This window comes from Arthrobacter zhaoguopingii, from assembly GCF_009828605.1.
Classification (GTDB): domain Bacteria; phylum Actinomycetota; class Actinomycetes; order Actinomycetales; family Micrococcaceae; genus Arthrobacter_D; species Arthrobacter_D zhaoguopingii.
In genome coordinates, this window is record NZ_WIAE01000001.1 from 464640 (window position 1) to 487768 (window position 23129).

Below are 23129 nucleotides of genomic sequence, written 5' to 3' on the forward strand. Positions count from 1 at the left end.
GCGTCGCCGGCCATCCTGACGAGCCGGGGCGCGGCCACCCTGACAGGATTCAGCGGCGTTCCCACGCTCCGGGCAGCGTCAGCAGCTCCTGGACCGGGACGGGAAGCTCGCCGCGGGCGACGTCGGCGACGCTGGTCGTCTCAAGGACCAGGCGCAGGCTGGCCCGGGTGGCCACCCACACATCGCGCAGGCTGCTGGTGGACTCCGGGTAGGTAACCTGCTCCGGGCTCTCTCCCCGCACCCCGGCCAGGGGACCGTCCACGGACCGGAGAACATCGGCAAGGGTGATTTCCGTCGCCGGCCGGGTCAGGGAATACCCGCCGCCGGATCCGCGGCGGGAGGTGAGCAGGCCCGAACGGCTCAGTTCCCCGAGGATCGATTCAAGGAACTTGGCCGGAATGTGCTGCTGGCTGGCCAGGGCATCCCGGGTGAGCACTTCCTGCTCGCTGCAGGCAAGTTCGATGACGGCCCGGAGGGCGTAGTCGGCGCGCGCTGTCACCTGCATTGACGCCTACCCCCACTGGAAGAGGCAGGCATCAGGAGACCGGCCCCATGCCGCGCCGCGCCCGCACGCCGTTGGACACCCGGGAGAGCACACCGTCGATGAGCATGCCGAGGGCCAGGATGATGATCATGACGGACATCAGGCCGGCGGTGTCGGCGAACTCCCGGTGGAACTGCAGCTGCACGCCCAGTGAGGGCTTGGACGCGATGATGACGAGCAGCTCCCCGGCCATGAGCGAGCGCCAGGCGAAGGCCCAGCCCTGCTTCAGCCCGGAGAGGTAGGCGGGAAGGGCCGCGGGAACCACGACATACCGGTAGAGGCTCAGACCCCGGGCGCCGAGCACCGTCGCGGTGCGGATGAGGGCCTGCGGCACGTCGTCGATGCCGGAGATGATGCCGTTGGCGATGGACGGGGCCGCCCCGAGGATCACCACGAAGAGGATTGCGCTTTCCGAGAGGCCGAAGAGGAGGATCGCGAAGGGGAACCAGGCGATGGACGGCATGGTCTGCAGCCCGGTGATCATCGAGCCGATCGCTGCCCGGAGGGTCCGGGAGAACGAGACGACCAGGCCGATGAAGGTGCCGATGCCGAGGGCCAGGCCGAAGCCGGCCGCCGCGCGGAACATCGTCGTGCCGAGGGCCTGCCAGAACTTGCCGCTGGCTACCATCTCGCCGGTGCGCTGCAGGACGGTCGCCGGGTCGGGCAGGACGTAGCTGGGGCGCCAGCCGCTGAGGTAGACACCTTCCCACAGGAGCAGGGTCATGATCACCGCAAGCAGGGGCGGCCAGCTCCGGCGGACAATGCGGGAGCCGAGGGAGGCGCCGCGCTGGCCCTCCGACCCGGCGGAGCGGCTCCGGCGCGCGGGTGCCGCTGTCTTGCCCACCAGGCGGCCGGCGTCGATGTCGCTCATGGCTCGTTCCTTTCCGAAAGGCGCCGGTGCAGCTCGGCGGCGCGGTCGGCGACGCCGGGGTCTTCCATCCGACGGGGCCGCTGCAGCCCGATCTGGAGTTCGGAGTCGATCCGTCCGGGGTCAGGTGCCATCACCAAAACCCGGTTCCCCAGCCGGGCCGACTCCCGGACGTTGTGCGTGACGAAGACGATCGTCAGCTCCCGTTCGAGCCAGATGCGTTCGGTCTCGTCGTGCATGGCGTCGCGGGTGATCGCATCCAGGGCGGCGAAGGGTTCGTCCATGAGGAGGATCTGGCAGTCCTGGGCGAGCGTCCGGGCGAGGGCGACCCGCTGGCGCATGCCGCCGGACAGCTCGTGCGGGCGCATCGAGCCCGCCCGGGGCAGCCGCACCGTTTCGAGCAGTTCATCGACGCGGGGACCGAACTCCCGGGCCGGCACGCCGGACAGGCGCAGCGCCAGTTCGATGTTTCCCCGCACGGTGAGCCACGGGAAGAGGTTGGCGTCCTGGAACATCATGCCGACCCGGCGGCCGCCCACCTCGATGCTGCCCCGGCTGGGGGAGTCGAGGCCCGCGATGAGGTTCAGCAGGGTCGACTTGCCACACCCGGACTGTCCCAGGAGGCAGACGAAGTCCCCGGCGTCGATGTCCAGGTCGACACTGTCGAGGGCGACGCTTTCACCGGCGGCGCCCCGGAAGTCCTTGCCGACCCCGCGCAGCGAGATGGCGGTGCGTGCCGTGGTGGCGTCCGGGGCGGGCATCCGGTCCCGTGCGCCGGCTGTTCCCAGGCGCATCACGGCTCCTTCACCCCGGTCAGTCCTCGGTCCTCGAGCACGGTGTTGAGGGGATCAAGTGCGTAGAGGCCCTCGAGCTCGACCTTTTCGAGCAGGCCCACCGACACCGCGTGGCCGGCTCCGGTAACGAGGGTCTCGGGGAGCGGGTCGAAGGTGAACTCGACGTTTCCCCAGGCGGCCTCGAGGTACTCGTCCTTTACCCGCTGCCCGGTGAGCTCCTCGATCTTGTCGTTGAAGATCTTTTGGGCGCCCTCGGGGTCCTCCTCCATGAACGCCAGTGCGTCGAGGTGGCCCTCAAGCACCGCCTGGACCGTGTCGGGGTGCTCTTCGAGGAACTCGGTGCGGACGACCAGGTTGGCGACGACGAACCGCCCGTCCGGCCACAATTCCCCTTCATCGACGAGCAGCCGGCCATCTCCCTCCTCGATGAGGCGGGTCAGCCACGGTTCGGGCACCCAGGCGCCGTCGATGTTCCCGGCCACGAAGGACTGGAGGGCGGCCGAGTTCTCCTGGGGTTTAATGCTGACGTCGCCGCCGCCCTCGGTGTCTGCGGTGAGTCCCTCGCCCTCGAGCCAGGTCCGCAGCGCCACGTCCTGCGTGTTGCCCAGCTGGGGGGTGGCGAGGGTGGCGCCTTCGAGGTCCTCGGCGCTGTCGATCCCCGGCCGCACCACCAGCCCCGCGCCGCCGGAGGCGACACCGGCAAGAACCTTCAGCGCCTTGCCCTGGCTCTGGGTGAAGCCGTTGATGGTGGGGTTGGGGCCGATGACGGTCATGTCGATGGCACCGGAGAACAGGGCCTCAATCGCCTCCGGCCCGGCGCTGAAGGTCTGGGTTCGAAGGTCCACCCCGTCCAGATGCTCGTCGTACAGGCCCTCGGCCTCGGCCACCAAGGCCGGAGCGTGGGTGAGGTTGGGAAAGTACCCGAGCCGGATCTCTTCCGGCCGGTCCTGCCCGCCCGGGTCCGCTGCTCCCGGATCCGAACATCCTGAGAGGACGGTGATGGTGGCGATGGCAAGGACGCCAATGCGTGCCGATGTGGTTCTCATTCCGACTCTCCCCAGCCGATCGAATCCTAGTAATCCGACAGGCTATGCCGCTTACAAGGGCCGAGGAAGGGAATTCCGAAGGAACAGGTGGAACGCCGATGGGACAGCGTAGGAGGGCATCTCGGGGCAGGTAGTTGGCCTTCAGGCGGGCGCCGCCGCCGGAGCGGACAGGGCCCGGCCGTGCCTACAGGCCCGCGCCGGGCGGCATGGCCGGTCCGAAGATCGTCGAAGCCTCCGGACGTTTGGGGCTGATTCCGTCACCGGAGGAACGGTGGCGCAGGCGCCTCAGGATCCAGGGCATCAGGTATTCCCGCGCCCAGACGACGTCCTCGGTGCGTGCAAGCCGCCAGCTCTTCGGCGGAAGCGGCTTGGCCTGCATCGGTTCGAGGGTGTGGTTCACCGCGAGCGTGTCGAGGACCATCATCGCGATCGTGTGGTGCCCCAAAGGGGAGAAGTGAAGACGGTCCTCGGACCACATCCGCGGATCGGAGAGCTGCCGCAGCGCCCACATGTCGGCGATCACGGCGTCGTGCCGGGCCGCGATGACCCGCAGGTTCTCGTTGAACACGGCGGTCTTCAGGCGCACCTTTCCCAGCACCGTGTCGCGCACGTCGGGCCCGGTGAACAGCACCACCGTCGCACCCTCGCTGCCGAGGGTCTGCACGGCGGAATCGAGCCGTGCGGCGAGCTGATCGGGGTCGGCGCCGGGCCGCAGGAGGTCGTTGCCGCCGGCGGAGATGCTCACGAGGTCCGGCTTGAGGGCCAGTGCCGGCTCCACCTGCTGGTCCACGATCTGCTGCAGCAACCGTCCCCGTACCGCAAGGTTCGCGTAGGAGAAGCTGCCGCAGCCCCGGCTGAGTTCCTCGGCGACCCGGTCGGCCCAGCCGCGGTTTCCTCCGACGCTGTCGGGGTTGGGGTCCCCGATCCCTTCGGTGAAGGAATCACCAAGGGCGACGTAACGCCGCCAGGGGTGGGGGATAGCCTCCCCCTCGACGTGTACGGATTCTTCAACTGCAGATACTGCCTGTTTTTCACTCACCCTTTTATCCTGCCAAGTAGGGGGCCGCCTACGCGACCGTAGGTAGCCCCGGTTACGGCGCCGCGGCTGAGCGGGCGGGCCGGCCGGGGCGCCCTGCATGCCAGAATTGGGGGATGACGAAAACCGGCCCCGACCCCCTGTCCACGCCCGCCTGGGACCCGGTCACCCTCTGGTCCCGGCCCGAAAGCGAGCGGGCCGGGACCCCGCTTCTTGTGCTTTTTCACGGCTATATGGCCGACGAACGCGATCTCATGGCGCTCGCCGATTACCTGCCCGGGGAGTTCACGGTCGTCTCGGTCCGCGCCCCCTCCGCCGAGGACCAGGGGTACTCCTGGTTCCCGTTGTCCCGGGACGCCGGGTACTCGGTGGAGGCCGTCGTCGAAGCGCTTAAGCCGCTGGTGGAATGGCTCGATGCCATCCGGGCACCGCACCCGAGCGTCAGCCTGCTGGGGTTCTCCATGGGGATGGGCGTTGCCACCTCGCTGCTGCGCCACCGCCCGGGCGACTTCGCCACGGTCGTGGGCCTCTCGGGGTTCGCTGTTCCTCCCGAAGGCCATCCCTTCTTCCAGGACGAGGCGCTGGCGGGCCGTTCGGTGCCCTTCTTCTGGGGCCGGGACCAGGCGGACGAGGTGATCGCCTCCTCGATGGTCGAGTACACGCACCGCTGGGCGACCTCGACCACCCGGCTGACCAAGGTGCTGTACCCCAACATGGGGCACAGCATCAGCCAGCAGGAGCTGGCCCACGTCCGGGAGTTCCTGACGCTGACGGTGCTGAATGCACCGACCGGGGGAACCAGCGGGAGCTGAAGGGCCCGGCGCTCAGCCCGCGACGATCCGCACGCTCTGGCCGTTGACGCTCACGACGTCGCCGGGGTGGAGCTGGCGCCCGCGGCGCTCCTCGATGTCGCCGTTGACCTGGACCAGCCCATTGTCGATCAGGGTCTTCGCCTCGGCTCCGTCCTCGGCCAGCGAGGCGAGCTTCAGCAGCTGTCCCAGCCGGATCATGCCGTCGGAAATCGGAAGTTCGCTGATGCCGGCCGACGCGCCGGGTCCGTTCGGTTCACTGCTCATGACCCAATTCTGCCCGACCGGATGCCGGCACCGGTCCACTAAACTTGACCGGTGACTTCCTCAGCCCCGCTCCCGCCCCTTATCGGCATCCCGGTGGCGCTCGCCGCCGGGACGGCCATCCCCGTCCAGGGGCGCATCAACGGGGCCCTGGGCGCCCGGCTCGACGACGGCGTCGCCGCGGCCCTGGTGAGCTTCGGCACCGGGCTGGTGGTGATGATCCTGATCTCCCTGGTGCTGCCGCGCGGCCGGGCGGGCTTCCGTGCGATCGGCCCCTCGGTGCGCGAGCGCCGGTTCCCGCCGCTGTACCTGGCGGCCGGGGCGATCGGGGCGTTCTTCGTGTTCTCCCAGTCCCTGACCATCAGCCTCATCGGCGTCGCGCTGTTCTCCGTGGCCGCGGTCATGGGCCAGTCCCTGAGCGGACTCGTCGTCGACCGGCTCGGCATCGGCCCCGCCGGCAAGAGATCAGCGACACCAATGCGCATCATCGGCGTCGTGCTGACGGTGGTGTCGGTGATCTGGGCGGTCTCACCCCGGTTCGGTGCGGCGGGGGAGCCCTCGTCCTGGCTGATCCCGGTCCTGCTGCCGGTCGCCGCCGGCATTCTGCTGAGCTTCCAGCAGGCAATGAACGGGACGGCGGCCTTCCACTACGGAACCCCCATCACCGCCACCCTGGTGAACTTCATCGCCGGGACCGTGGTCCTGCTCGCGGTCTGGCTGGCGAAGGTCGCCATCGCCGGGCCCGGCAACGCCCTGCCGTCGGAGTGGTGGTACTACCTGGGCGGGCCCATGGGCTGCGTCTTCATCGGCCTGGGAGCGCTGCTGGTGCGCAGCCTCGGCGTCCTGCTCACGGGCCTTGGCCTGATCGGCGGCCAGCTCGTGGGATCGCTGGCCCTTGACCTGTTCGTTCCGGCACCCGGCAGCGTCGTTGCCTTCGCCACCGTCGCCGGCACCCTCCTGACCCTCGTCGCCATCGTGCTCACCACCCTGCCCTGGCCCCGCGGCGCCGCGGCCGCGGCGGCCCGGCGCCGGCGGATCGGGACGACGGCCGGGCGCACGTAGGACGGGTTCGGCTCCGGTGCCGGTAGGCTTGGAGCCGGACTGTCCCTTCCGGATCGACGGCGAAATCCCGGAAGGATCCGCAGCTTTGCACCCACCATCCCGCGGACCGCACCCAGCGGCCTGCTGACGACCGGAGAACCCCCATGGCGGCACCCAAATCAGCTCTCGACCCAATCATCTCCCTCTCCAAGCGGAGGGGCTTCGTCTTCCAGTCAGGCGAGATCTACGGCGGATCGCGTTCGGCGTGGGACTACGGGCCCCTCGGCGTCGAGCTGAAGGAGAACATCAAGCGCCAGTGGTGGCAGTCCATGGTGCGCGGGCGCGAGGACGTCGTCGGCCTCGACTCCGCAGTGATCCTTCCACGCCAGGTGTGGGAGGCCTCGGGTCACGTCGAAGTCTTCAGCGACCCGCTCGTCGAGTGCCTGAACTGCCACAAGCGCTACCGGCAGGACCACCTGGAGGAGGAGTTCGAGGAGAAGAAAGGCCGGGCCCCAGAGAACGGGCTGCTCGACATCACCTGCGCCAACTGCGGCACCAAGGGCCGCTGGACCGAACCGCAGAGCTTCTCCGGGCTGATGAAGACCTACCTCGGCCCCGTCGCCAGCGAGGAGGGGATGCACTACCTGCGCCCCGAGACTGCCCAGGGCATCTTCGTGAACTTCAACAACGTGCTCACCACCTCCCGGCGGAAGCCGCCCTTCGGCATCGGCCAGATCGGCAAGAGCTTCCGCAACGAGATCACCCCGGGCAACTTCATCTTCCGCACCCGCGAGTTCGAGCAGATGGAGATGGAGTTCTTCGTCGAGCCCGGCACAGACGACGAGTGGCACAAGTACTGGATCTCCACCCGCTACGAGTGGTACACCGACCTCGGCATCCGCCCCGAGAACCTGCGCCTCTTCGAGCACCCGCTGGACAAGCTCAGCCACTACTCCAAGGGCACCACGGACATCGAATACCGCTTCGGCTTCTCCGGCTCGGAGTGGGGCGAGCTCGAGGGCATCGCCAACCGCACCGACTTCGACCTCTCGACGCACTCGAAGCACTCCGGGACGGACCTGAGCTACTTCAACCAGGCCACCAATGAGCGCTACACCCCGTACGTGATCGAACCCGCCGCGGGCCTGACCCGCTCCTTCATGGCGTTCCTCGTCGATGCCTACACCGAGGATGAGGCGCCCAACGCCAAGGGCGGCGTAGACAAGCGCACGGTGCTCAAGCTCGATCCGCGCCTTGCCCCGGTCAAGGCCGCGGTACTGCCGCTGAGCCGCAACGAGGACCTCTCGCCCAAGGCCAAGGAACTGGCGGCGCAGCTGCGGCGGAACTGGAACATCGACTTTGACGACGCCGGGGCGATCGGACGCCGCTACCGCCGTCAGGACGAGATCGGCACTCCTTTCTGCATCACCGTCGACTTCGACACCCTCGACGATCAGGCCGTGACCATCCGCGAACGCGACACCATGGCGCAGGAACGTGTCTCCCTGGACAAGGTCCAGGGCTACCTCGCCGAGCGGATGCTGGGCGCCTGATGGCCCTCGAGTACCGTGCCTGGCAGGACGGCGACGACCTCGAGCTGCTCCAGCTGTGGGGCGGCCCGGAGTCGAGCCCGTCGGAACAGTTCCGCGGCTCCTTCCGGCCCTCCTCGGAGGAACCCTGGAACCGGTGCATTACCGCCCTCGACCAGGGCATTCCGGTCGCGGCGGGGTTCGCCTATGAGACGGCCCTGCACCCGGAGAGGCTGTGGTGCTATGTCGAGGTGGCGGCCGACCACCGCCGCGCCGGGGTGGGCTCGACCCTGCTGACGATGCTGCGCCACGAGGCCGCGGCGTCGCCGTCGGGCGTCACGGCGCTGCGCAGCAAGGTCCAGCCCGGCACCTCGGGGGCGGCTTTCGCGGAGTCCACCGGCTTCACGACCATCCAGCGTTCCCGGGTGATCGTGGTGAAGCCGGGCGCCCTGGCGGCCCCGCGCTTCGAGGACGCCTCCGGGCCACAGCTGGAGGAGGCAGCGACCGGCTCGGTGGAACTCACGCAGGCCGTCGCCGCCTTCTACACGGCCGTCCACGGCTGGGACCGGGCGGAGATGACCCTCGGCCGGGCGCAGAACCTGCTCCTGGCCGACGCGACGGGCGCCGGCGGGGCGGTGGTGCTGCGGGATAAGCCCAAGAGCGACGGCGGGTCCATTGCGGCCTTCGCCGTCAGCTACACGTCGGCCCGCACCGACGCGCCGGCCGACGTGCTGCTCGGGTACGACACGTCCCTGCCCGCATCGGAGCAGGAAGCCGCGGTGGCCAGCCTGCTCGCCATGCTCGTCCACACCTACCCGGTCCAGCTCGAGGTTGACGATTCGATGACGGCACTGGTGAACGTTGTCGAGCCGCTGCTGGCCGCTGGCTCCGCCGTGGAGGCCGCCCCGGCCACCTTCGTCGTCGCCGGCTGACGGCCCGCACCCGGGGAAGCGGGCCGCGTCGGGCGCGGCTCAGCCCCTGCTGTACCGCCCGGTGGCGAGGTCGTGGGCGTCTGCTGCGGCCCGTTCGGTCTCAGTCATGGCACCGCCTCCGAGGTGGGCCGGCTGCCACCACTCACCGGGTGCCGGAACCAGCGGGAAGGTCTCGATGCACCGCTCGATGCCGTCCTGCAGCTCGGCGCGCAGCTTCTCCGTCTCCGCGGCCACATCCGCACCGGGCGTCTGCCGGATCGGTTCGCTCACGTGGATCCGCACGGGGGACCTCCATGCGCGCCGAAGCGAAAAGCCATGGCCCCGGGTCAGCAGGCGGTGCGATCCCCAGACCGAGACGGGAATGATCGGCACGCCCGCCTCCGCCGCCAGCCGCACGGCCCCGGTCTTGAGCTCGCGCACCGTGTAGCTGCGGCTCACTCCGGCCTCGGGGAGGATGGCGACGTACTCGCCGGCGCGCAGCTTCGCCAGCGCGTCGGCGTAGGCCGCGGCCCCGGCACGGCGGTCGGTGACGACGTGCCCCAGGCCGTACACGATCGGGCCGATCACCGGATGTGATGCCGCCGCCTTGGTGATCATGTACCGCATCTGCACCCGCGCATGCTTCCAGAGGACGAGTTCGGCGAAGGCGAAGTCGAGGTACCCGAAGTGGGTGATGGCCACGACGGCGCCCCTTCCGGGCAGCGCCCGGCGGGAGCGTCCCTGCAGGGGGTCCGGGGCCGGAAGGTTCTCGGTGCCCGTGACGTCAACCCGCAGCCGCAGCGACGAGAAGGTCAGCAGCCCCGCCTGCACCACCGCGCGGTACATCCGGTCGCTCTGCTTCGGTTTCCATCCCATCGTGTTCTTACCCTGTTCCGGTTGGTGGAGGGGCGGCGGTGGTCCCGCGCCCCGGTGACTGTTGCCCGGCCGGCACTCCGCGCCTCAGACTCGAATGGCCAGTGGTTCGTCGGCGGCCAGCAGGGTACGCGCCAGGCGCAGATGCGCCGGCCCGACGCCGGCTGCGGTGTCCGCCGCAAAACGGCTCAGGATGAAGGAAGCCGGAATGCCGTGCCAGCTGCCGACCTTGCGGAACATGAAGTGCCCGGCGTTGCGGACGCTGACATAGTTCACCGAAGCGGCAAGGGGCACGGCGCGCTCGGCGAAGCGGCGGGACTGGCGGGGGCTGGTCCAGCGGTCGGTGTCGCCATGGACGATCAACAGGTGCCGGTCCTTGATGGGGTCCACCGGGGTGTTGCTCTCAAGCCACGGGGCGAGGGCCGCCACGGCGCGGACCTGCGGGTCGTCCGCGGCACAGATCGCGGTGAGCCCTCCCATTGAGTGCCCCACCAGGTAGACCGGAACCCCCGGATGCTGCTGCCGGATGCGCTCGAGGGCCCACCGTGCGTCCTGAAGCGCCGACATCTCGGGGCCGTTCCAGCCGCGCACCCGGTTGCGCAGTGCCATAACGGCCAGGCCATGCGGACCGCCCCGGCGGTGGAGGACCTGGGCGAAGGGGATCATCCGGGAGGGGCTGAGATGCCGGCTGCGCACCGGGTCGAAACTGTGGGCCCGCCCGCCGTGAAGCAGCAGGACGACGGCGGTGACCCCGCCCCGCGGTGCGCGCACCGTCAGGACCGGGTCGGCAGGCACGGCTGCGCGGCCGGGACGCCGCGGCGTCCCGCCCCTTCCTGCACCGTTCCCGCTCATCGCGTCCCCTCCAACTCCTGGCCGCCGCCCTCACCGGAGCGCGCCGGATGCCTTTTCCTCCAACCCTAGGCGGCACCGCCCGGGTGTCCACCCTGCGTAGACTCCGTATGAAAACCTTGCTCTTCCGTAACTTCCGCACCACCAACCGAAGGATGTCCGTGGGTATCAGCCACACTTCGACTGCCGGTTCTTCGGAGCCGACCGCTCCAATGATTGCCACCCGCCGGCGGGCGAATTTCCTCCTGGCGGCTCTCCTCCTTCCGCTGGGGCTGCTGACGGTCGCCGGCATGTGGCTGCTGTGGCCCTCGGGTGACACCTCGGAGATTTCGGTGGCCAACCCCTACGCGACCGCCGAGGGGGTCACGTTCGAGACCGGAACGGTGCAGCGGGCGGCCTTCGAGGACTGCCCGTCCTCCCAGCCGACCGTCGACGCCGGCGGCGAGGCCCTCACCTGCCTGGTCGCCTTCACGGTGCCCGATGCCGGCGGCCCCACGGTGCCCGTCGAGGTGACCCCCGAACTGGCCAAGGCCAGCGCCGTCGAGGCCGGCGACCGGATCCGGTACCTGAACCTCGAGGGGGTCATCCAGGGCGGATCGGCGCCCTATGTCTTCGTCGACTTCGTCCGCACGGTGCCGATCATTGCCCTGACCATCCTCTACGCCGTCGTGGTGGTCGCCGTCGCCCGCTGGCGGGGATTCCGGGCGATGCTCGGGCTGGTCGGGGCGCTGTTCATCCTGGCGCAGTTCATCCTGCCGGGCCTCGTGGAAGGGGCTCCGCCCCTGCTGCTTGGCCTCGTGGGGTCGGTCGCCATCATGATCGGGGTGCTCTACTTCGCCCACGGTTTCTCCGCCCGCACCTCGACGGCGCTGCTCGGCACCATCTTCGGCCTGGGCATCACCGCGGTGCTGGCGGCCTGGGCCACCGGGACGGCCCACCTGACGGGGGTGGGTGACGACAACGCGTACGCGCTGGTCAACTCCTCCGACCAGTTGTCGATCTCCTCGATCATCCTGTGCGGGCTGATCATCTCCGGCCTGGGCGTGCTCAACGACGTCACCATCACCCAGTCCTCGGCGGTCTGGGAGCTCTACGAACTTGCGCCGTCAACCCCCGCACGGCGCCTGTTCGCCGGCGCGATGCGCATCGGCCGCGACCACATCGCCTCGACCGTCTACACGATCGCGTTCGCCTATGCCGGTGCGGCCCTTCCCGTGCTGATCCTTGTCTCGCTCTACGACCGGGCCCTGATCGACACCCTCACCAGCGGCGAGCTCGCGGAGGAGGTGGTGCGCACGCTCGTGGGTTCCATCGGCCTCGTCCTGGCCATCCCGGTCACTACGGCCATCGCCGTCGCAGTGGTAAAGGCCGTCGGCGGACGTGGAACGGGTTCCGCGCCCGTCCCGGCCACCGTCCCGGCCACCGTTCCGGCGGGCCCGGGCGGCACGCCGGCGCCGGCCCGGCAGTCGGCTTCGCAGGAAGCTTTGCAGGGGACACCGTCGGGGGCCGGGAACGGGCCCGGAGCGGAGCCGGAGGTACCTGCGGGCCGCCGGGCCCGCCGGGAGGCCGAATCCCACTAGCGGAACCGGAGGTACCTGCGGGCTCCCGCCGGGCCCGCCGGGAGGCCGAATCCCACTAGCGGAACCGGAGGTACCTGCGGGCTCCCGCCGGGCCCGCCGGGAGGCCGAATCCCACTAGCGGGACCGCGGCGGCCCCGGAGACGCCGCGCGGCCCCGCCGGGGGCTCTGCCGGACCGAGGCCGCCGGAGGGCCGATGTGCCCGATTTGCCCGCTCTTGCGACAATGGAGGGGTGACTGCCGTAACCACCCGGACCGCCGGGCCCGCCCTCCGTTCCGCCGCCCCCGCCGTCGACGCCTCAGCCATCGATGCGCCCGCCGCAGCTGACGCAGCGGCACCAGCAGGTTCCGTCGACCCCGCCACCCGGCTCGACCTTCCTCCGCTGCGCCTTGGCCCGATCACCGTGGACACCCCCGTGATCCTGGCCCCCATGGCGGGCATCACCAACAAGGCGTTCCGCCGGCTGTGCCGTGAATACGGCGGCGGACTGTACGTCTCCGAGATGGTCACCTCGCGGGCGCTGGTCGAACGCAGCCCCGAATCCCTGCGGATCATCTCCCACGACGAGGACGAGTCGGTCCGCTCCGTGCAGCTGTACGGGGTGGATCCTGCCACCGTCGGCGCCGCCGTGCGCATCCTCGTCGAGGAGGACCGGGCCGACCACATCGACCTCAACTTCGGCTGCCCGGTGCCCAAGGTGACGCGCCGCGGCGGCGGAGCGGCGCTGCCCTGGAAGCTCGACCTGTTCACGGGCATCGTGCAGACCGCCGTCCGCGAGGCCTCCAAGGGCGGCATCCCGCTCACCATCAAGATGCGCAAGGGCATCGACGAGGACCACCTGACCTTCCTCGAGGCCGGCCGGATCGCCCGCGACAGTGGAGTGGCGGCCGTCGCCCTCCACGGCCGCACCGCCTCGCAGTACTACTCCGGCAAGGCCGACTGGTCGGCCATCGCCGAACTGCGCAACGCCCTGCCCGACATCCCGGTCCTGGGCAACGGCGACATCTGGAGCGCCGAGGATGCGGTCCGCATGGTGCGCGAGACCGGCGTCGACGGCGTCGTCATCGGCCGCGGCTGCCAGGGTCGGCCCTGGCTCTTCGGCGACCTCATGAACGCCTTCGAGGGAAGCGCCGAGCGCCACCAGCCGGGCCTGGGCCAGGTCGCCGAGACGGTGTACCGCCACGCCGAGCTGCTCGTCGATGCCTTCGGCAGCGAAATGATGGGCCTGCGGGACATCCGCAAGCACATGGCCTGGTACTTCAAGGGGTACGTCGTTGGGGGCGAACTGCGTGCCAGGCTGGCCACAGTGCCAACGCTTGAGGTGCTGCGGGGCCTGCTCGCCGAGCTCGACGCCGATTCGCCCTATCCGGGCGCCGACGCCGAGGGCCCCCGCGGCCGGGCCGGCTCCCCGAAGAAGACCTCACTGCCGGAGCACTGGCTCCAGTCGCGGCGCCTCAACGAGGCACAGCAGGCCGACATCTCGGCGGCGGAACTGGACGTCTCCGGTGGCTGATTCCCCGGCCGTCCGGCGATCCGCGGCACGCCGCGCCGACTCCGACTCCCGGCCGAAAGGCAGGAAGGGCTCATGAGCTTTCCCTCCGCACCGCTGACGGCGGGCTACGCCGTCGAGGATCTCCACCGGTGGGTCGACGAGCCCGCCAAGAGCTCCCACCGCTCCGATTTCGAACGGGACCGTGCCAGGGTCCTCCACTCCTCGGCGCTCCGGCGCCTTGGCGCCAAGACCCAGGTCGTGGCCCCGGACACCGACGACTTCGTACGGACCCGGCTCACCCACAGCCTCGAGGTCGCCCAGGTCGGCCGCGAGCTCGGCCGCTCCCTCGGCTGCGACCCTGACATCGTCGACGCCGCCTGCCTCGCCCATGACCTCGGCCATCCGCCCTTCGGGCACAACGGCGAGACGGCCCTGAACGAGATCGCCCACGGCATCGGCGGGTTCGAAGGCAACGCCCAGACCCTGCGGCTGCTCACCCGCCTCGAACCGAAGGTCATCCGCCCCGACGGCACGTCGGCGGGCCTGAACCTCACCCGGGCCAGCCTCGACGCCGCCTGCAAGTACCCGTGGACGGCCGCGGACGCCCCGCTCATCAACGGGCACCGCACCTCCAAGTTCGGCGCGTACGACGACGACCTTCCGGTCTTTTCGTGGCTGCGCTCCGGCGCCCCGGCCGGCCGTTCCTGCCTCGAGGCCCAGGTGATGGACCTGGCCGACGACATCTCCTATTCGGTCCACGACGTCGAGGACGCGATCGTCGCCGGGCACCTCCAGCTGCGCTGGATGGACAGCCCCGACGCGCGGGCCCGCGTGGTGGGCTACACCCAGCAGTGGTACCTGCCCGGCAGCGACCCGGCCGCCGTCGATGCGGCCCTCGCGCGGCTCGAGAAGACGGCCGTCTGGGTGCGGGAGGCTGACGGCAGCCGCCGCTCCATGGCCGCGCTGAAGAACATGACCAGCCAGCTGATCGGCCGGTTCTGCTTCAGCGCCCTCGAGGCGACCCGCGCGATTTACGGCACGGACCCGCTTACCCGCTACACGGCGCAGATGGTGGTCCCCGAGGAGACGCAGCTCGAGATCGCCGTCATGAAGGGCCTGGCCACCACCTACGTGATGACCACCGATCACCGGCAGCCGCTCTACGAACGCCAGCGCGAGGTGCTTTCCTCGCTCGTGGCGCAGATGGCCGCCAACGGGGACCGCTACCTCGAACAGTCCTTCGCAGCCGACTGGCAGGCCGCCGGCGACGACGACGCGCGGCTGCGCGTGGTGATCGACCAGGTGGCGTCCCTCACTGACGGTTCGGCGCTTGCCCTGCACGAGAGGATCGTCGGGCCCGTCCCTGCCCTCTGGTAGCGCGGTTCCGGGGCCGCGGCCGCCGCACACCTCTGCGGGGGCGCAGCGGGCCCGCCGGGGCGCCGCCGCAGAAGGTGTCAGTGGCGGGGCCTAAACTGTTGTCATGGCCGGACTCATCAAGCGCGAAGACATCGATGAGGTACGCCAGCGCACCGACATCAAGGAAATCGTCGATGGCTACGTCACCCTCAAGTCCGCGGGCGTGGGTTCCTACAAGGGGCTGTGTCCCTTCCACGACGAACGGTCGCCGTCCTTCCACGTGCGCCCCCAGCTGGGTTCCTACCACTGCTTCGGCTGCGGCGAGGGCGGCGACGTCATCTCGTTCCTCCAGAAGCTCGACCACACCTCCTTCACCGAGACGGTGGAGAAACTCGCCGCACGCCTGGGCCTCGAGCTCCACTACGAGGACGGGGGCACCGGGCCGCGCCGGGAGGACGTCGGCCGGCGCCAGCGCCTCCTCGACGCGCACAAGATCGCCGCGGAGTTCTACCGCGACCAGCTGCTGACCCCCGGGGCGGCCGCCGGACGGCAGTTCCTTCAGGAGCGCGGCTTCGACCGTGAGGCCGCCGCCCACTTCGGGGTGGGCTACGCCCCGCAAGGCTGGGACGGACTGCTGAACCACCTCACCGGGCGGGGCTTCACGCACGACGAGCTCAAGCTCACCGGCATGTTCAGCGTCTCCTCGACGAACGCCTCGCGCCTCTACGACCGCTTCCGCGGCCGGCTGATCTGGCCCATCCGCGACATCACCGGCGACACGGTCGGATTCGGGGCCCGGAAGCTGTACGAGGAGGACCAGGGGCCGAAGTACCTGAACACTCCGGAGACCTCGCTCTACAAGAAGTCGTCGGTCCTGTACGGCATCGACCTCGCCAAGAAGGACATCGCCAGGACCCGCCAGCTGGTGGTCGTCGAGGGGTACACCGATGTGATGGCGTGCCACCTCGCGGGCGTGGGCACCGCCGTCGCGACCTGCGGTACGGCGTTCGGCGCGGACCACATCAAGATCGCCCGCCGGCTGCTCTCCGACGACGGCACCGGGGGAGAGGTCGTCTTCACCTTCGACGGTGATGCCGCCGGGCAGAAGGCCGCCCTGCGGGCCTTCGAGGAGGACCAGCGCTTCATCGCCCAGACGTATGTCGCCGTGGAGCCCTCGGGCGCGGACCCGTGCGACCTGCGCCAGACCCGCGGCGACGAGGCGGTGCGAAGCCTCATCGCCGACCGCCGGCCCCTCTTCGAATTCGCCATCAAGGCCTCGTTCGCCAACTTCGACCTGACCACCGGCGAGGGCCAGGTCAAGGCGCTGCGCCATGCAGCCCCCATCGTTGCGCGCATCCGCGACGTGTCCCTGCGCTCCACCTACACGCGGGAGCTCTCGCGCTGGCTGGGCATGCAGTTCGTGGGGGAGGACCAGGTGGCGCGGGCCGTCTCGGCCGCCGCACGCCGTGAGGGTGCGGCGCCGTCGGCCACTCAAGGGGCCTCGGCGGGCTCCGGGTCCGGGCGTACGGACTCCGGCCGCGCCGGGTACGGCGGGCCCTCCGGCGGCGACCGGCCGGCCTCCCCGGCCGGGGACGCACAAATGGGGTCTCCGGGGTCCGGGCAGGACGGTCCCGCCGCGGAGGGGGTCCTTGACCAGCCTCAGTTCACCCGGCCGGATCCGCGCGATCCCATGGCGCGGATGGAGCGTGAAGCCCTGGAGGTGGTGCTGCAGCAGCCGGGACTGCTCGATGCGACCCAGTGGGAGCGGTTCGGCGACGCCCCGTTCTCGGTGCCCGTCTACGCCGCGCTGCATACCGCCGTGCTCGCTGCGGGAGCCGCCGGGACCGATGCCGCGCAGTGGGTCGAGCGGGTGCGCCGGGAGGTGCCCGACGTGCTGCGGCCGCTCGTGAGCGAGCTCGCCGTGCGTCCCCTGCCGGCAAAGGACGCCGATGCCATGGCCGTGTACTGCCGGGACATCCTGAACCGGTTGACCGAGCTGCGGATCACCCAGCAGAAGGCCGAGAAACTGGGGCAGCTTCAGCGCATGGATCCGGCCGCCGATCCGGTGCTCTACAACCAGCTGCAGCGTGAGCTGATGGACCTCGAGATGCAGCGCCGGCAGCTCCGGCCGGACTGATCCGGCGCCAATTTCACTTCACCCGGTTTCGTATGTAAAGTTGTATCTGCCGCTTTCCTCCGTAGCTCAATTGGCAGAGCATTCGACTGTTAATCGAAGGGTTACTGGTTCAAGTCCAGTCGGAGGAGCAATCAGGGCCGTTGACGGGTTTTCCCGTCAACGGCCCTTCTTTTTTGGGTCCGGTTCCTGGGTTCGAACCTCCCGGGTTCCCGGTTACCGCAGCGAGGCCAGCGCGGAACGCTCGAGGGCCGCCTCGGCCCGGCCTGCCTGCCGTGCATCCTCGCGGGGTGCGGCTGCTGCGGCACCGGGGCCCTGCTGATGGAGGGTCCTGCGGGCGTAGGGTTGAGCCATGAACTCCCACGGCAGTGTCATCCTCGTCACGGGCGCCACCGGCTACATCGGTGGACGGCTCGTCTCGCGCCTCCTGAACGAAGGCCACACCGTCCGGGTGGTGGTGCGCACGCCCGAAAAGCTCAAGGACGTCCCCTGGGCCGAGCGTGTCGAGGTCGTCCAGGGCGACCTGCAGGATCCTGAGACCATGAAGGCCGCCTGCGAAGGCGTCGACGCCCTCTACTACCTGGTTCACTCAATGGGGTCGGGCCGCGGGTTCGAACGCCGTGAATCATCGATCGCGGCCACTGTGGCTTCCGCTGCGACCTCCGCCGGGGTCGGGCGCATCATCTACCTCGGGGGGCTCCACCCCGACGGGGTGGCCCTGTCGACCCACATGCGTTCGCGCACCGAGGTCGGACGCATCCTGCTCGAGTCGGGCACCCCGACCATCGCCTTCCAGGCCGGCGTCGTCATCGGTTCGGGATCCGCGTCCTTCGAAATGATCCGCCACCTTGCCGACGTCCTTCCCGTGATGCCCGCGCCCAAGTGGGTGCTGAACCGGATCGAGCCCATCGCCGTCCGCGACGTCATCCAGTACCTCATCGGTGCCCTGGGCCTCCCCGCGGGCGTGAACCGGACCTTCGACATCGGTTCACGGGAGGTGCTGACCTACGCCGAGATGATGAACCAGTACGCCGAGGCGGCGGGCCTGCCCCGCCGGACGATCCTGGCCCTGCCCGTACTGACCCCGCGGTTGGCCGGGCACTGGGTGAACCTCGTCACTCCCATTCCGCGGGTGATGGCCATGCCTCTCATCGAGTCGCTCCAGCACGACGCCATCACCGCCGAACACGACATCGACGAGTACATCCCCGTGCCCGACGGCGGACTGACGGGCTACCGCACGGCGGTCGACCTGGCGCTCGGCAAGATGCGCGGCGGCGAGGTCGAAACCAGCTGGGCGGGTGCCTCGAGTTCCGACGCCGTGGCGGACCCGCTGCCGTCGGACCCGCAGTGGGCCGGCCACACCGTCTTCACCGACCTGCAGACCTACCGCTCGTCCGCCCCGGCCGCAGCGCTGTGGAACGTCGTCGAAGGCATCGGCGGCGAGAACGGCTGGTACTCCTGGCCCGTCGCCTGGGCCGCCCGGGGGTGGATGGACAAGCTGGTCGGCGGCGTCGGCCTGCGCCGGGGCCGACGGGACGCCGACGAACTCCTCACCGGCGAAGCGCTCGACTTCTGGCGCGTCGAGGAGCTGGTCAGGGGGGAGCGGCTCCGCCTGCGGGCGGAGATGAAGGTTCCCGGCCGGGCCTGGCTTGAACTGAGCGTCGAACCGGATGGCACCGGAAGCACCTACCGGCAGCGCGCAGTTTTCTTTCCCCGTGGGCTTTCAGGGCGCCTCTACTGGCTCGCGGTGCTGCCCTTCCACAACTTCATCTTCAAACCGATGGCCCGCAACATCGCCCGGGCCGCCGAGGCCCAGGCCGCCCGAACGGCGGACTGAGCGGACCGGGGCGGCGCTCCCGGGCCCGCCGGCCTCCGTCGTGCCGGGAATGTGCGCCCGGCGGCTAGGCCAGCGCGGGCACGCTGCGTGGCCGCACGATCGTCCAGAGGGCCACGATGGCCAGGGTGATGCAGGCGGCCATCACCACCGCCATGGGGGTGGCGCTGTCGATGCCCAGCACGCCCACGATCGGTGAAACGGCACCGGCCAGACCGAAGGTCACTGCCCCGAGGATCGAGGCGGCGGTGCCGGCCTGTGCGCCGTGGTTGAAGAGGGCAAGCACCTGTACACAGGGGAAGACGAATCCGGCGGCCATGATGTAGAACCACAGGGGGACCGCGGTGCCCCACAGGCCCAGCCCCAGCTGGTCGAACGCCAGGATCAGAAGCGACATCACCAGCATGACGACTGTGGCGGCGGCAATCACCCACTGCGGCCCGTATCTCCGCAGCACGCGGGAGCTGATCTGCACGCCGGCGACGATGCCGAGGGAGTTGATCCCGAACAGCAGGCCGTACTGCTGCTCACTGAGCCCGTAGAGGTTCTGGAAGAGGAACGGCGATGCCGACAGGTAGGAAAACAGGCCCGAAAAGTTCATTCCGCCGACCAGCAGCACCCCGAGGAAGATCCGGTCCGTGAGCACCGCGCGGTACCGTTGGAGCGCGGTCGAGCCGGAGCTCTTCCGGCGCTCCGGCGGAAGCGTCTCGATGATGAAGACCGAAACGGCGACAATCACCAGGATCCCGTAGGCGGCCAGGAACCAGAAGATCCCCGGCCAGTCCACCACCACCAGCAGCTGCGACCCGATCACCGGGGCGAAGATCGGGGCCATACCGTTGACGAGGGCCAGGTAGGAGAACATCCGCACCAGTGCATACCCGCTGAACAGGTCGCGGACCGTGGCCAGGGCCACGACGCCGCCGCCCGCGGCACCCACGCCCTGCAGGACGCGGAAGAACATGAGCATGCTGATGTCCATGGACAGCGCTACGCCGATCGACGCTCCGACATGGAGCGAGGTGGCCAGGATCAGCGGCATCCGCCGGCCGACCTTGTCGCTGAGCGGGCCCACGATGAGCTGGCCCACGGCAAGACCGATGATCGTGCCGGTGAGGGTCAGCTGGACCTCGGCTTCCGTGACGTTTAAGTCGCGCTGCAGCGCGGGGAAGGCCGGAAGGTAGAGGTCGATGGTGAAGGGGCCCAGCGCCGTCAGGGCGCCGAGAATGCCAACGTAAATCAGTTTCTCCCTGCGGGAGAGGCTGTCGCCGGGGGAGATCGGGGTGGTCAAGGGATACCTATCGGGACGGGGTGGTTCGGGGTGGCTCGGGCGGCCCCGGTCGTCAGCAACGCTATTCCACCGGGGGATCGAAACGGTAGGGAGGCGCCGCGCTGCGCCGTTTCATGACGTGGGCCGACGGATCGAGGCCGCATCAGGCCCGCCTTTTAGTTGCTGTGGCGAACCAGTGTCTTGGATATCTTAGAACGTCTCCCGGGGAAATGGGTGCTAAGCAGGCTTCCCACTGACGTAGTGTGTTGGGAATGCGGGCAGCGGGCCGGTCCAGCCGGAGCAAGAGCCGTCCGCAAGTACGCAGAGGAAACAATTTACGGCTGACCCTCCTCCCACCGGTGGTAATTTTAGGGTCAGTATCTCTCAGGCAGCAGGATCACGAATGGAGGCAGGGCGTATGAGCAGCTCGGCTAGTACACGCGGCAAGCGGTCAACCGGCTCGCTTTCCCTCTTTGGCATTCTTCGGCTCTTCGCGCGGCTCACCCCACGCCAGCTCAGCGACGAATACTCGCTGGCTCTGGAGCAGATGAAGCAAAAGGGAATCAAGGCCGGGGTCGCGGCTGCGTTCCTCGCCGTCGCTGTGGTCTTTCTCGTCGCCTTCGCGATCTCCCTGCTCGTGGCGGGCATCATGGGCCTCGCGACGATCATGCCGGCCTGGCTCGCCGCCCTGCTGGTTGCCGCGCTGTTCCTCGTCCTCGCGGCGATCATCGGCCTCATCGGTGTCTCGCGCTTCAAGAAGGCCCTCCCGCTGCTGCCCGAGGACGCGATCCGCGGCGTACGGTACGACATCGGTGTCCTGCGCGAAGGCCGGAGCTTCGACCCCGCGACGCTCGACGTCAAGAAGCCCAAGGACGAGCAGGAGGAGGCCGAGAAGGCGCAGGAGCGCAAGCCCAAGGAGCCCACGCCCTCGTACGAAGAACTGCGCGGACGCTCCGGGGAGCGCCGGATCCACATCGCCGAGGCCCGCGATTCGCTGGGGAGCCGCCTCGACGTCAAGAGCCGCTTCGCCGAGAACCGCGAGAAGGTCAGGGCGCGCGCCGCGCAGACCCGCGCGGAGCGCGCCGAACGGAAGGGTACCCCCGTCGCCGCGACCGCCGTCGAGAAGCCCGTTCCGCACACGATCGAGCTCAAGGACCGCTGGCAGCCGTTGAGCGTCCTTGGCGCTTCCCTCGTGGCTTTGGCCGTGATGGTCCGCCGCCTGGCTGCCAAATAGCGGATCGGCCCGGATCTGCCTGCATAATGGCAGTGGAGGCACTTAGTGATTCGACTTATCGGCGCCGGCACGCGTCCCGGCGGAGAAGGGCCCGTGCTGGCGACCGCGTGGACCCTGCCCAACGCCGTCACGCTGGTCCGGTTCCTCGGGGTTCCGTTGTTCGTCTGGTTCATCATCACCGACCAGTATGGTCCGGCTGTGGTCACCCTGGTGCTCGTCGGGTCAACCGACTGGGTTGACGGCTACCTCGCCCGGCGCTTCAACCAGGTGTCCTCGGTGGGCCAGTGGCTCGACCCGGTCGCCGACCGCACGGCCCTCATCATCGTTGCCATCACCTTCGTCGTCGACGGAGTGGCACCAGCCTGGCTGGTGTGGTCCATCGTCATCCCCGACGCCATCCTCATCACCAACGCCCTGATCCTCTTCGGCAGCCGGCTGCGGCTGCGGGTCAGCGTCGTGGGGAAGATCCGCACGGCCCTGCTGCTGCTCGGCTCGCCGCTGCTGCTCCTTCACCGGGTGCCCGGGTATGACGACCCAGCGCTCCTGGCGGTCGCCCATGGGCTCCTGATCGCGGGCTGCGTGGGCCACCTGATCGCCTTCTACGGGTACTTCACCGCGGCCCACCGCCTCCACCGCGCCGAGCGCGCGGCCGGCCGGCAACTGACCCAGCCGGCGGCAGAGACGGCACGTGAGGGCTGATCCGCCGCGGGCGACCCCCCACCGGCGGGGGCCAGGCGGAGGGTGCGGGCAGCGGCGGCAACCGGTGCGCCCATGACGCTTGTCGCGATTCTCCTCGCCCTGCTGGGGGCTGCCTGCCTAGCCCTCGGCGCCCAGCGCCAGGGCAGCGCCGTGCGTGCGAACACCGGAGGCCTGGCGCTTGGCTCCGCCGCCCTCCTGCGCCTGATGCGCAACCCCCGCTGGGTGTTCGGCCTCGCCCTGCTGGTGGCCGGAATGGGGATGAACGTCGTCGCCCTGGCCATGGCGACCCTCACCGTCGTCCAACCCATTGGCGCCGTCGCCCTGGTGATCACCACCATCATCAACTCCAAGGACCAGGGGATCCGGCTCAACCGGCCCACCGTGGCCGCGATCACCGCCTGCGTCACCGGCAGCGCCCTGTTCGTCCTGCTCGCGGTGAACGTCACCCGGGAGGAGCACCGCGTGGGCGTGAACCAGGAACTGTCGGCGGTGCTGCTGCTCACCCTCGCCGTCGTCGTCTTTGGCTCCCTTGGCCTGGTGGCGCGCCGGCGGCTTAACGCCTTCGCCTACATCCTGGGCGCCGGAGTGCTCTTCGGGTTTGTGGCGGTGCTGACGAAGATCGTCGCGACGCACCTGCTCGACCCCAACGGGCGGTTCCTTCTGAACGTCCCCTGGTATAGCGTCGTCGCGCTGGTTGCCGCCGCCCTGCTCGGGTCGTGGTTCGTGCAGAGCGCCTACGCCACAGGCCCGCCGGACCTCGTGATCGCCGGGCTGACGGTGATCGACCCGATCGTGGGAATCGCCGTCGGCATTACGATTCTGGGGGAACTCAAGCCAGAGGTTCCCACCGTCACCGCGATTGGAATGGCCGGGGCCGCATTGATTGCTATCGTTGGAGTGGTTGCGTTATCGCGCCATCATCCTGATGTCGTGAGGCGGCGGCGCTGACGACGACGGCGCTCTGC

General features: G+C 69.6%; 22 protein-coding genes and 1 tRNA gene. 13 read left to right on the forward strand and 10 right to left on the reverse strand.

All coding sequences use genetic code 11. The features are described 5' to 3' along the window. Positions 1-49: 49 nt before the first annotated feature. From GVV77_RS02035 to GVV77_RS02055, 5 genes are all read right to left on the reverse strand, one after another. Complete coding sequence (locus GVV77_RS02035; protein WP_159615883.1) at positions 50-505, reverse strand: RrF2 family transcriptional regulator; 456 nt, start codon at positions 503-505, stop codon at positions 50-52. 31 nt (positions 506-536) lie between these two features. After that, positions 537-1415 (reverse strand): ABC transporter permease, encoded by an 879-nt coding sequence (locus GVV77_RS02040; RefSeq protein ID WP_159615885.1) that lies wholly within the window; start codon positions 1413-1415, stop codon positions 537-539. Further along, positions 1412-2173, reverse strand: coding sequence for an ABC transporter ATP-binding protein (locus GVV77_RS02045; RefSeq protein ID WP_159616177.1), 762 nt, complete (start codon positions 2171-2173; stop codon positions 1412-1414). The genes GVV77_RS02040 and GVV77_RS02045 overlap by 4 nt, the downstream gene beginning before the upstream one ends. A gap of 32 nt (positions 2174-2205) precedes the next feature. Next, positions 2206-3252: an ABC transporter substrate-binding protein gene (locus GVV77_RS02050; RefSeq protein ID WP_159615887.1), complete on the reverse strand. Its 1047-nt coding sequence runs from the start codon at positions 3250-3252 to the stop codon at positions 2206-2208. A gap of 184 nt (positions 3253-3436) precedes the next feature. Continuing rightward, a complete protein-coding gene (locus GVV77_RS02055) occupies positions 3437-4291 on the reverse strand; it encodes an SGNH/GDSL hydrolase family protein (protein WP_425483327.1) in 855 nt (284 codons plus the stop codon). Between the two features lie 113 nt (positions 4292-4404). Here GVV77_RS02055 and GVV77_RS02060 point away from each other — a divergent pair, with 113 nt between their 5' ends. Continuing rightward, the gene (locus GVV77_RS02060; protein WP_159615891.1) at positions 4405-5100 is read left to right on the forward strand and encodes an alpha/beta hydrolase; all 696 of its coding nucleotides are present in this window, start codon (positions 4405-4407) and stop codon (positions 5098-5100) included. A 12-nt stretch (positions 5101-5112) separates the two neighbouring features. On the opposite strand, the gene GVV77_RS02065 is transcribed toward GVV77_RS02060, so the two are convergent. Then, positions 5113-5364: an RNA-binding S4 domain-containing protein gene (locus GVV77_RS02065; RefSeq protein ID WP_159615893.1), complete on the reverse strand. Its 252-nt coding sequence runs from the start codon at positions 5362-5364 to the stop codon at positions 5113-5115. Between the two features lie 51 nt (positions 5365-5415). Between GVV77_RS02065 and GVV77_RS02070 the strand changes: the two genes are divergently transcribed. The 3 genes from GVV77_RS02070 (at position 5416) to GVV77_RS02080 (ending at position 8863) form a co-directional block, all read left to right on the forward strand. After that, on the forward strand, positions 5416-6423 hold the full coding sequence (locus GVV77_RS02070; RefSeq protein WP_159615895.1) for a DMT family transporter: 1008 nt from the start codon (positions 5416-5418) through the stop codon (positions 6421-6423). A gap of 143 nt (positions 6424-6566) precedes the next feature. Continuing rightward, positions 6567-7955, forward strand: a complete 1389-nt coding sequence (locus GVV77_RS02075; RefSeq protein ID WP_159615900.1) for a glycine--tRNA ligase — start codon at positions 6567-6569, stop codon at positions 7953-7955. Continuing rightward, a complete protein-coding gene (locus GVV77_RS02080) occupies positions 7955-8863 on the forward strand; it encodes a GNAT family N-acetyltransferase (protein WP_159615901.1) in 909 nt (302 codons plus the stop codon). The genes GVV77_RS02075 and GVV77_RS02080 overlap by 1 nt, the downstream gene beginning before the upstream one ends. Positions 8864-8902: 39 nt before the next feature. On the opposite strand, the gene GVV77_RS02085 is transcribed toward GVV77_RS02080, so the two are convergent. Both GVV77_RS02085 and GVV77_RS02090 read right to left on the reverse strand, forming a co-directional pair. After that, complete coding sequence (locus GVV77_RS02085) at positions 8903-9718, reverse strand: lysophospholipid acyltransferase family protein (protein ID WP_159615902.1); 816 nt, start codon at positions 9716-9718, stop codon at positions 8903-8905. Positions 9719-9802: 84 nt separating this feature from the next. Next, positions 9803-10567, reverse strand: a complete 765-nt coding sequence (locus tag GVV77_RS02090) for an alpha/beta hydrolase (protein WP_159615903.1) — start codon at positions 10565-10567, stop codon at positions 9803-9805. A 152-nt stretch (positions 10568-10719) separates the two neighbouring features. Between GVV77_RS02090 and GVV77_RS02095 the strand changes: the two genes are divergently transcribed. From GVV77_RS02095 to GVV77_RS02115, 5 genes are all read left to right on the forward strand, one after another. Continuing rightward, complete coding sequence (locus GVV77_RS02095; protein ID WP_159616179.1) at positions 10720-12144, forward strand: YibE/F family protein; 1425 nt, start codon at positions 10720-10722, stop codon at positions 12142-12144. A gap of 302 nt (positions 12145-12446) precedes the next feature. After that, positions 12447-13655: a tRNA dihydrouridine synthase DusB gene (gene dusB, locus GVV77_RS02100; RefSeq protein ID WP_159616181.1), complete on the forward strand. Its 1209-nt coding sequence runs from the start codon at positions 12447-12449 to the stop codon at positions 13653-13655. Positions 13656-13727: 72 nt separating this feature from the next. After that, the gene (locus tag GVV77_RS02105; RefSeq protein ID WP_159615904.1) at positions 13728-15011 is read left to right on the forward strand and encodes a deoxyguanosinetriphosphate triphosphohydrolase; all 1284 of its coding nucleotides are present in this window, start codon (positions 13728-13730) and stop codon (positions 15009-15011) included. A gap of 103 nt (positions 15012-15114) precedes the next feature. Then, the gene (dnaG, locus tag GVV77_RS02110) at positions 15115-17127 is read left to right on the forward strand and encodes a DNA primase (RefSeq protein ID WP_159615905.1); all 2013 of its coding nucleotides are present in this window, start codon (positions 15115-15117) and stop codon (positions 17125-17127) included. Between the two features lie 55 nt (positions 17128-17182). Continuing rightward, positions 17183-17255: transfer RNA gene (locus GVV77_RS02115), tRNA-Asn, on the forward strand. 85 nt (positions 17256-17340) lie between these two features. Here GVV77_RS02115 and GVV77_RS02120 read toward each other — a convergent pair. Beyond that, positions 17341-17478, reverse strand: coding sequence for a hypothetical protein (locus GVV77_RS02120; protein ID WP_159615907.1), 138 nt, complete (start codon positions 17476-17478; stop codon positions 17341-17343). Between GVV77_RS02120 and GVV77_RS02125 the strand changes: the two genes are divergently transcribed. Next, on the forward strand, positions 17477-18964 hold the full coding sequence (locus GVV77_RS02125) for an SDR family oxidoreductase (RefSeq protein ID WP_159615909.1): 1488 nt from the start codon (positions 17477-17479) through the stop codon (positions 18962-18964). The two genes, GVV77_RS02120 and GVV77_RS02125, sit on opposite strands and share 2 nt — an antisense overlap. 64 nt (positions 18965-19028) lie before the next feature. Here the strand turns inward: GVV77_RS02125 and GVV77_RS02130 are convergent, their stop codons facing one another. Then, entirely contained in the window at positions 19029-20252 is a 1224-nt protein-coding gene (locus GVV77_RS02130) for a multidrug effflux MFS transporter (protein ID WP_159615911.1), read from the reverse strand. A gap of 397 nt (positions 20253-20649) precedes the next feature. On the opposite strand from GVV77_RS02130, the gene GVV77_RS02135 reads away from it, so the two are divergent. The 3 genes from GVV77_RS02135 to GVV77_RS02145 all read left to right on the forward strand — a co-directional run bounded on the left by GVV77_RS02135 (position 20650) and on the right by GVV77_RS02145 (position 23112). Continuing rightward, a complete protein-coding gene (locus GVV77_RS02135) occupies positions 20650-21465 on the forward strand; it encodes a phage holin family protein (protein ID WP_159615913.1) in 816 nt (271 codons plus the stop codon). A 45-nt stretch (positions 21466-21510) separates the two neighbouring features. Further along, complete coding sequence (locus tag GVV77_RS02140; RefSeq protein WP_159615915.1) at positions 21511-22164, forward strand: CDP-alcohol phosphatidyltransferase family protein; 654 nt, start codon at positions 21511-21513, stop codon at positions 22162-22164. Between the two features lie 72 nt (positions 22165-22236). After that, a complete protein-coding gene (locus GVV77_RS02145) occupies positions 22237-23112 on the forward strand; it encodes a DMT family transporter (protein ID WP_159615917.1) in 876 nt (291 codons plus the stop codon). Positions 23113-23129 lie beyond the last annotated feature (17 nt).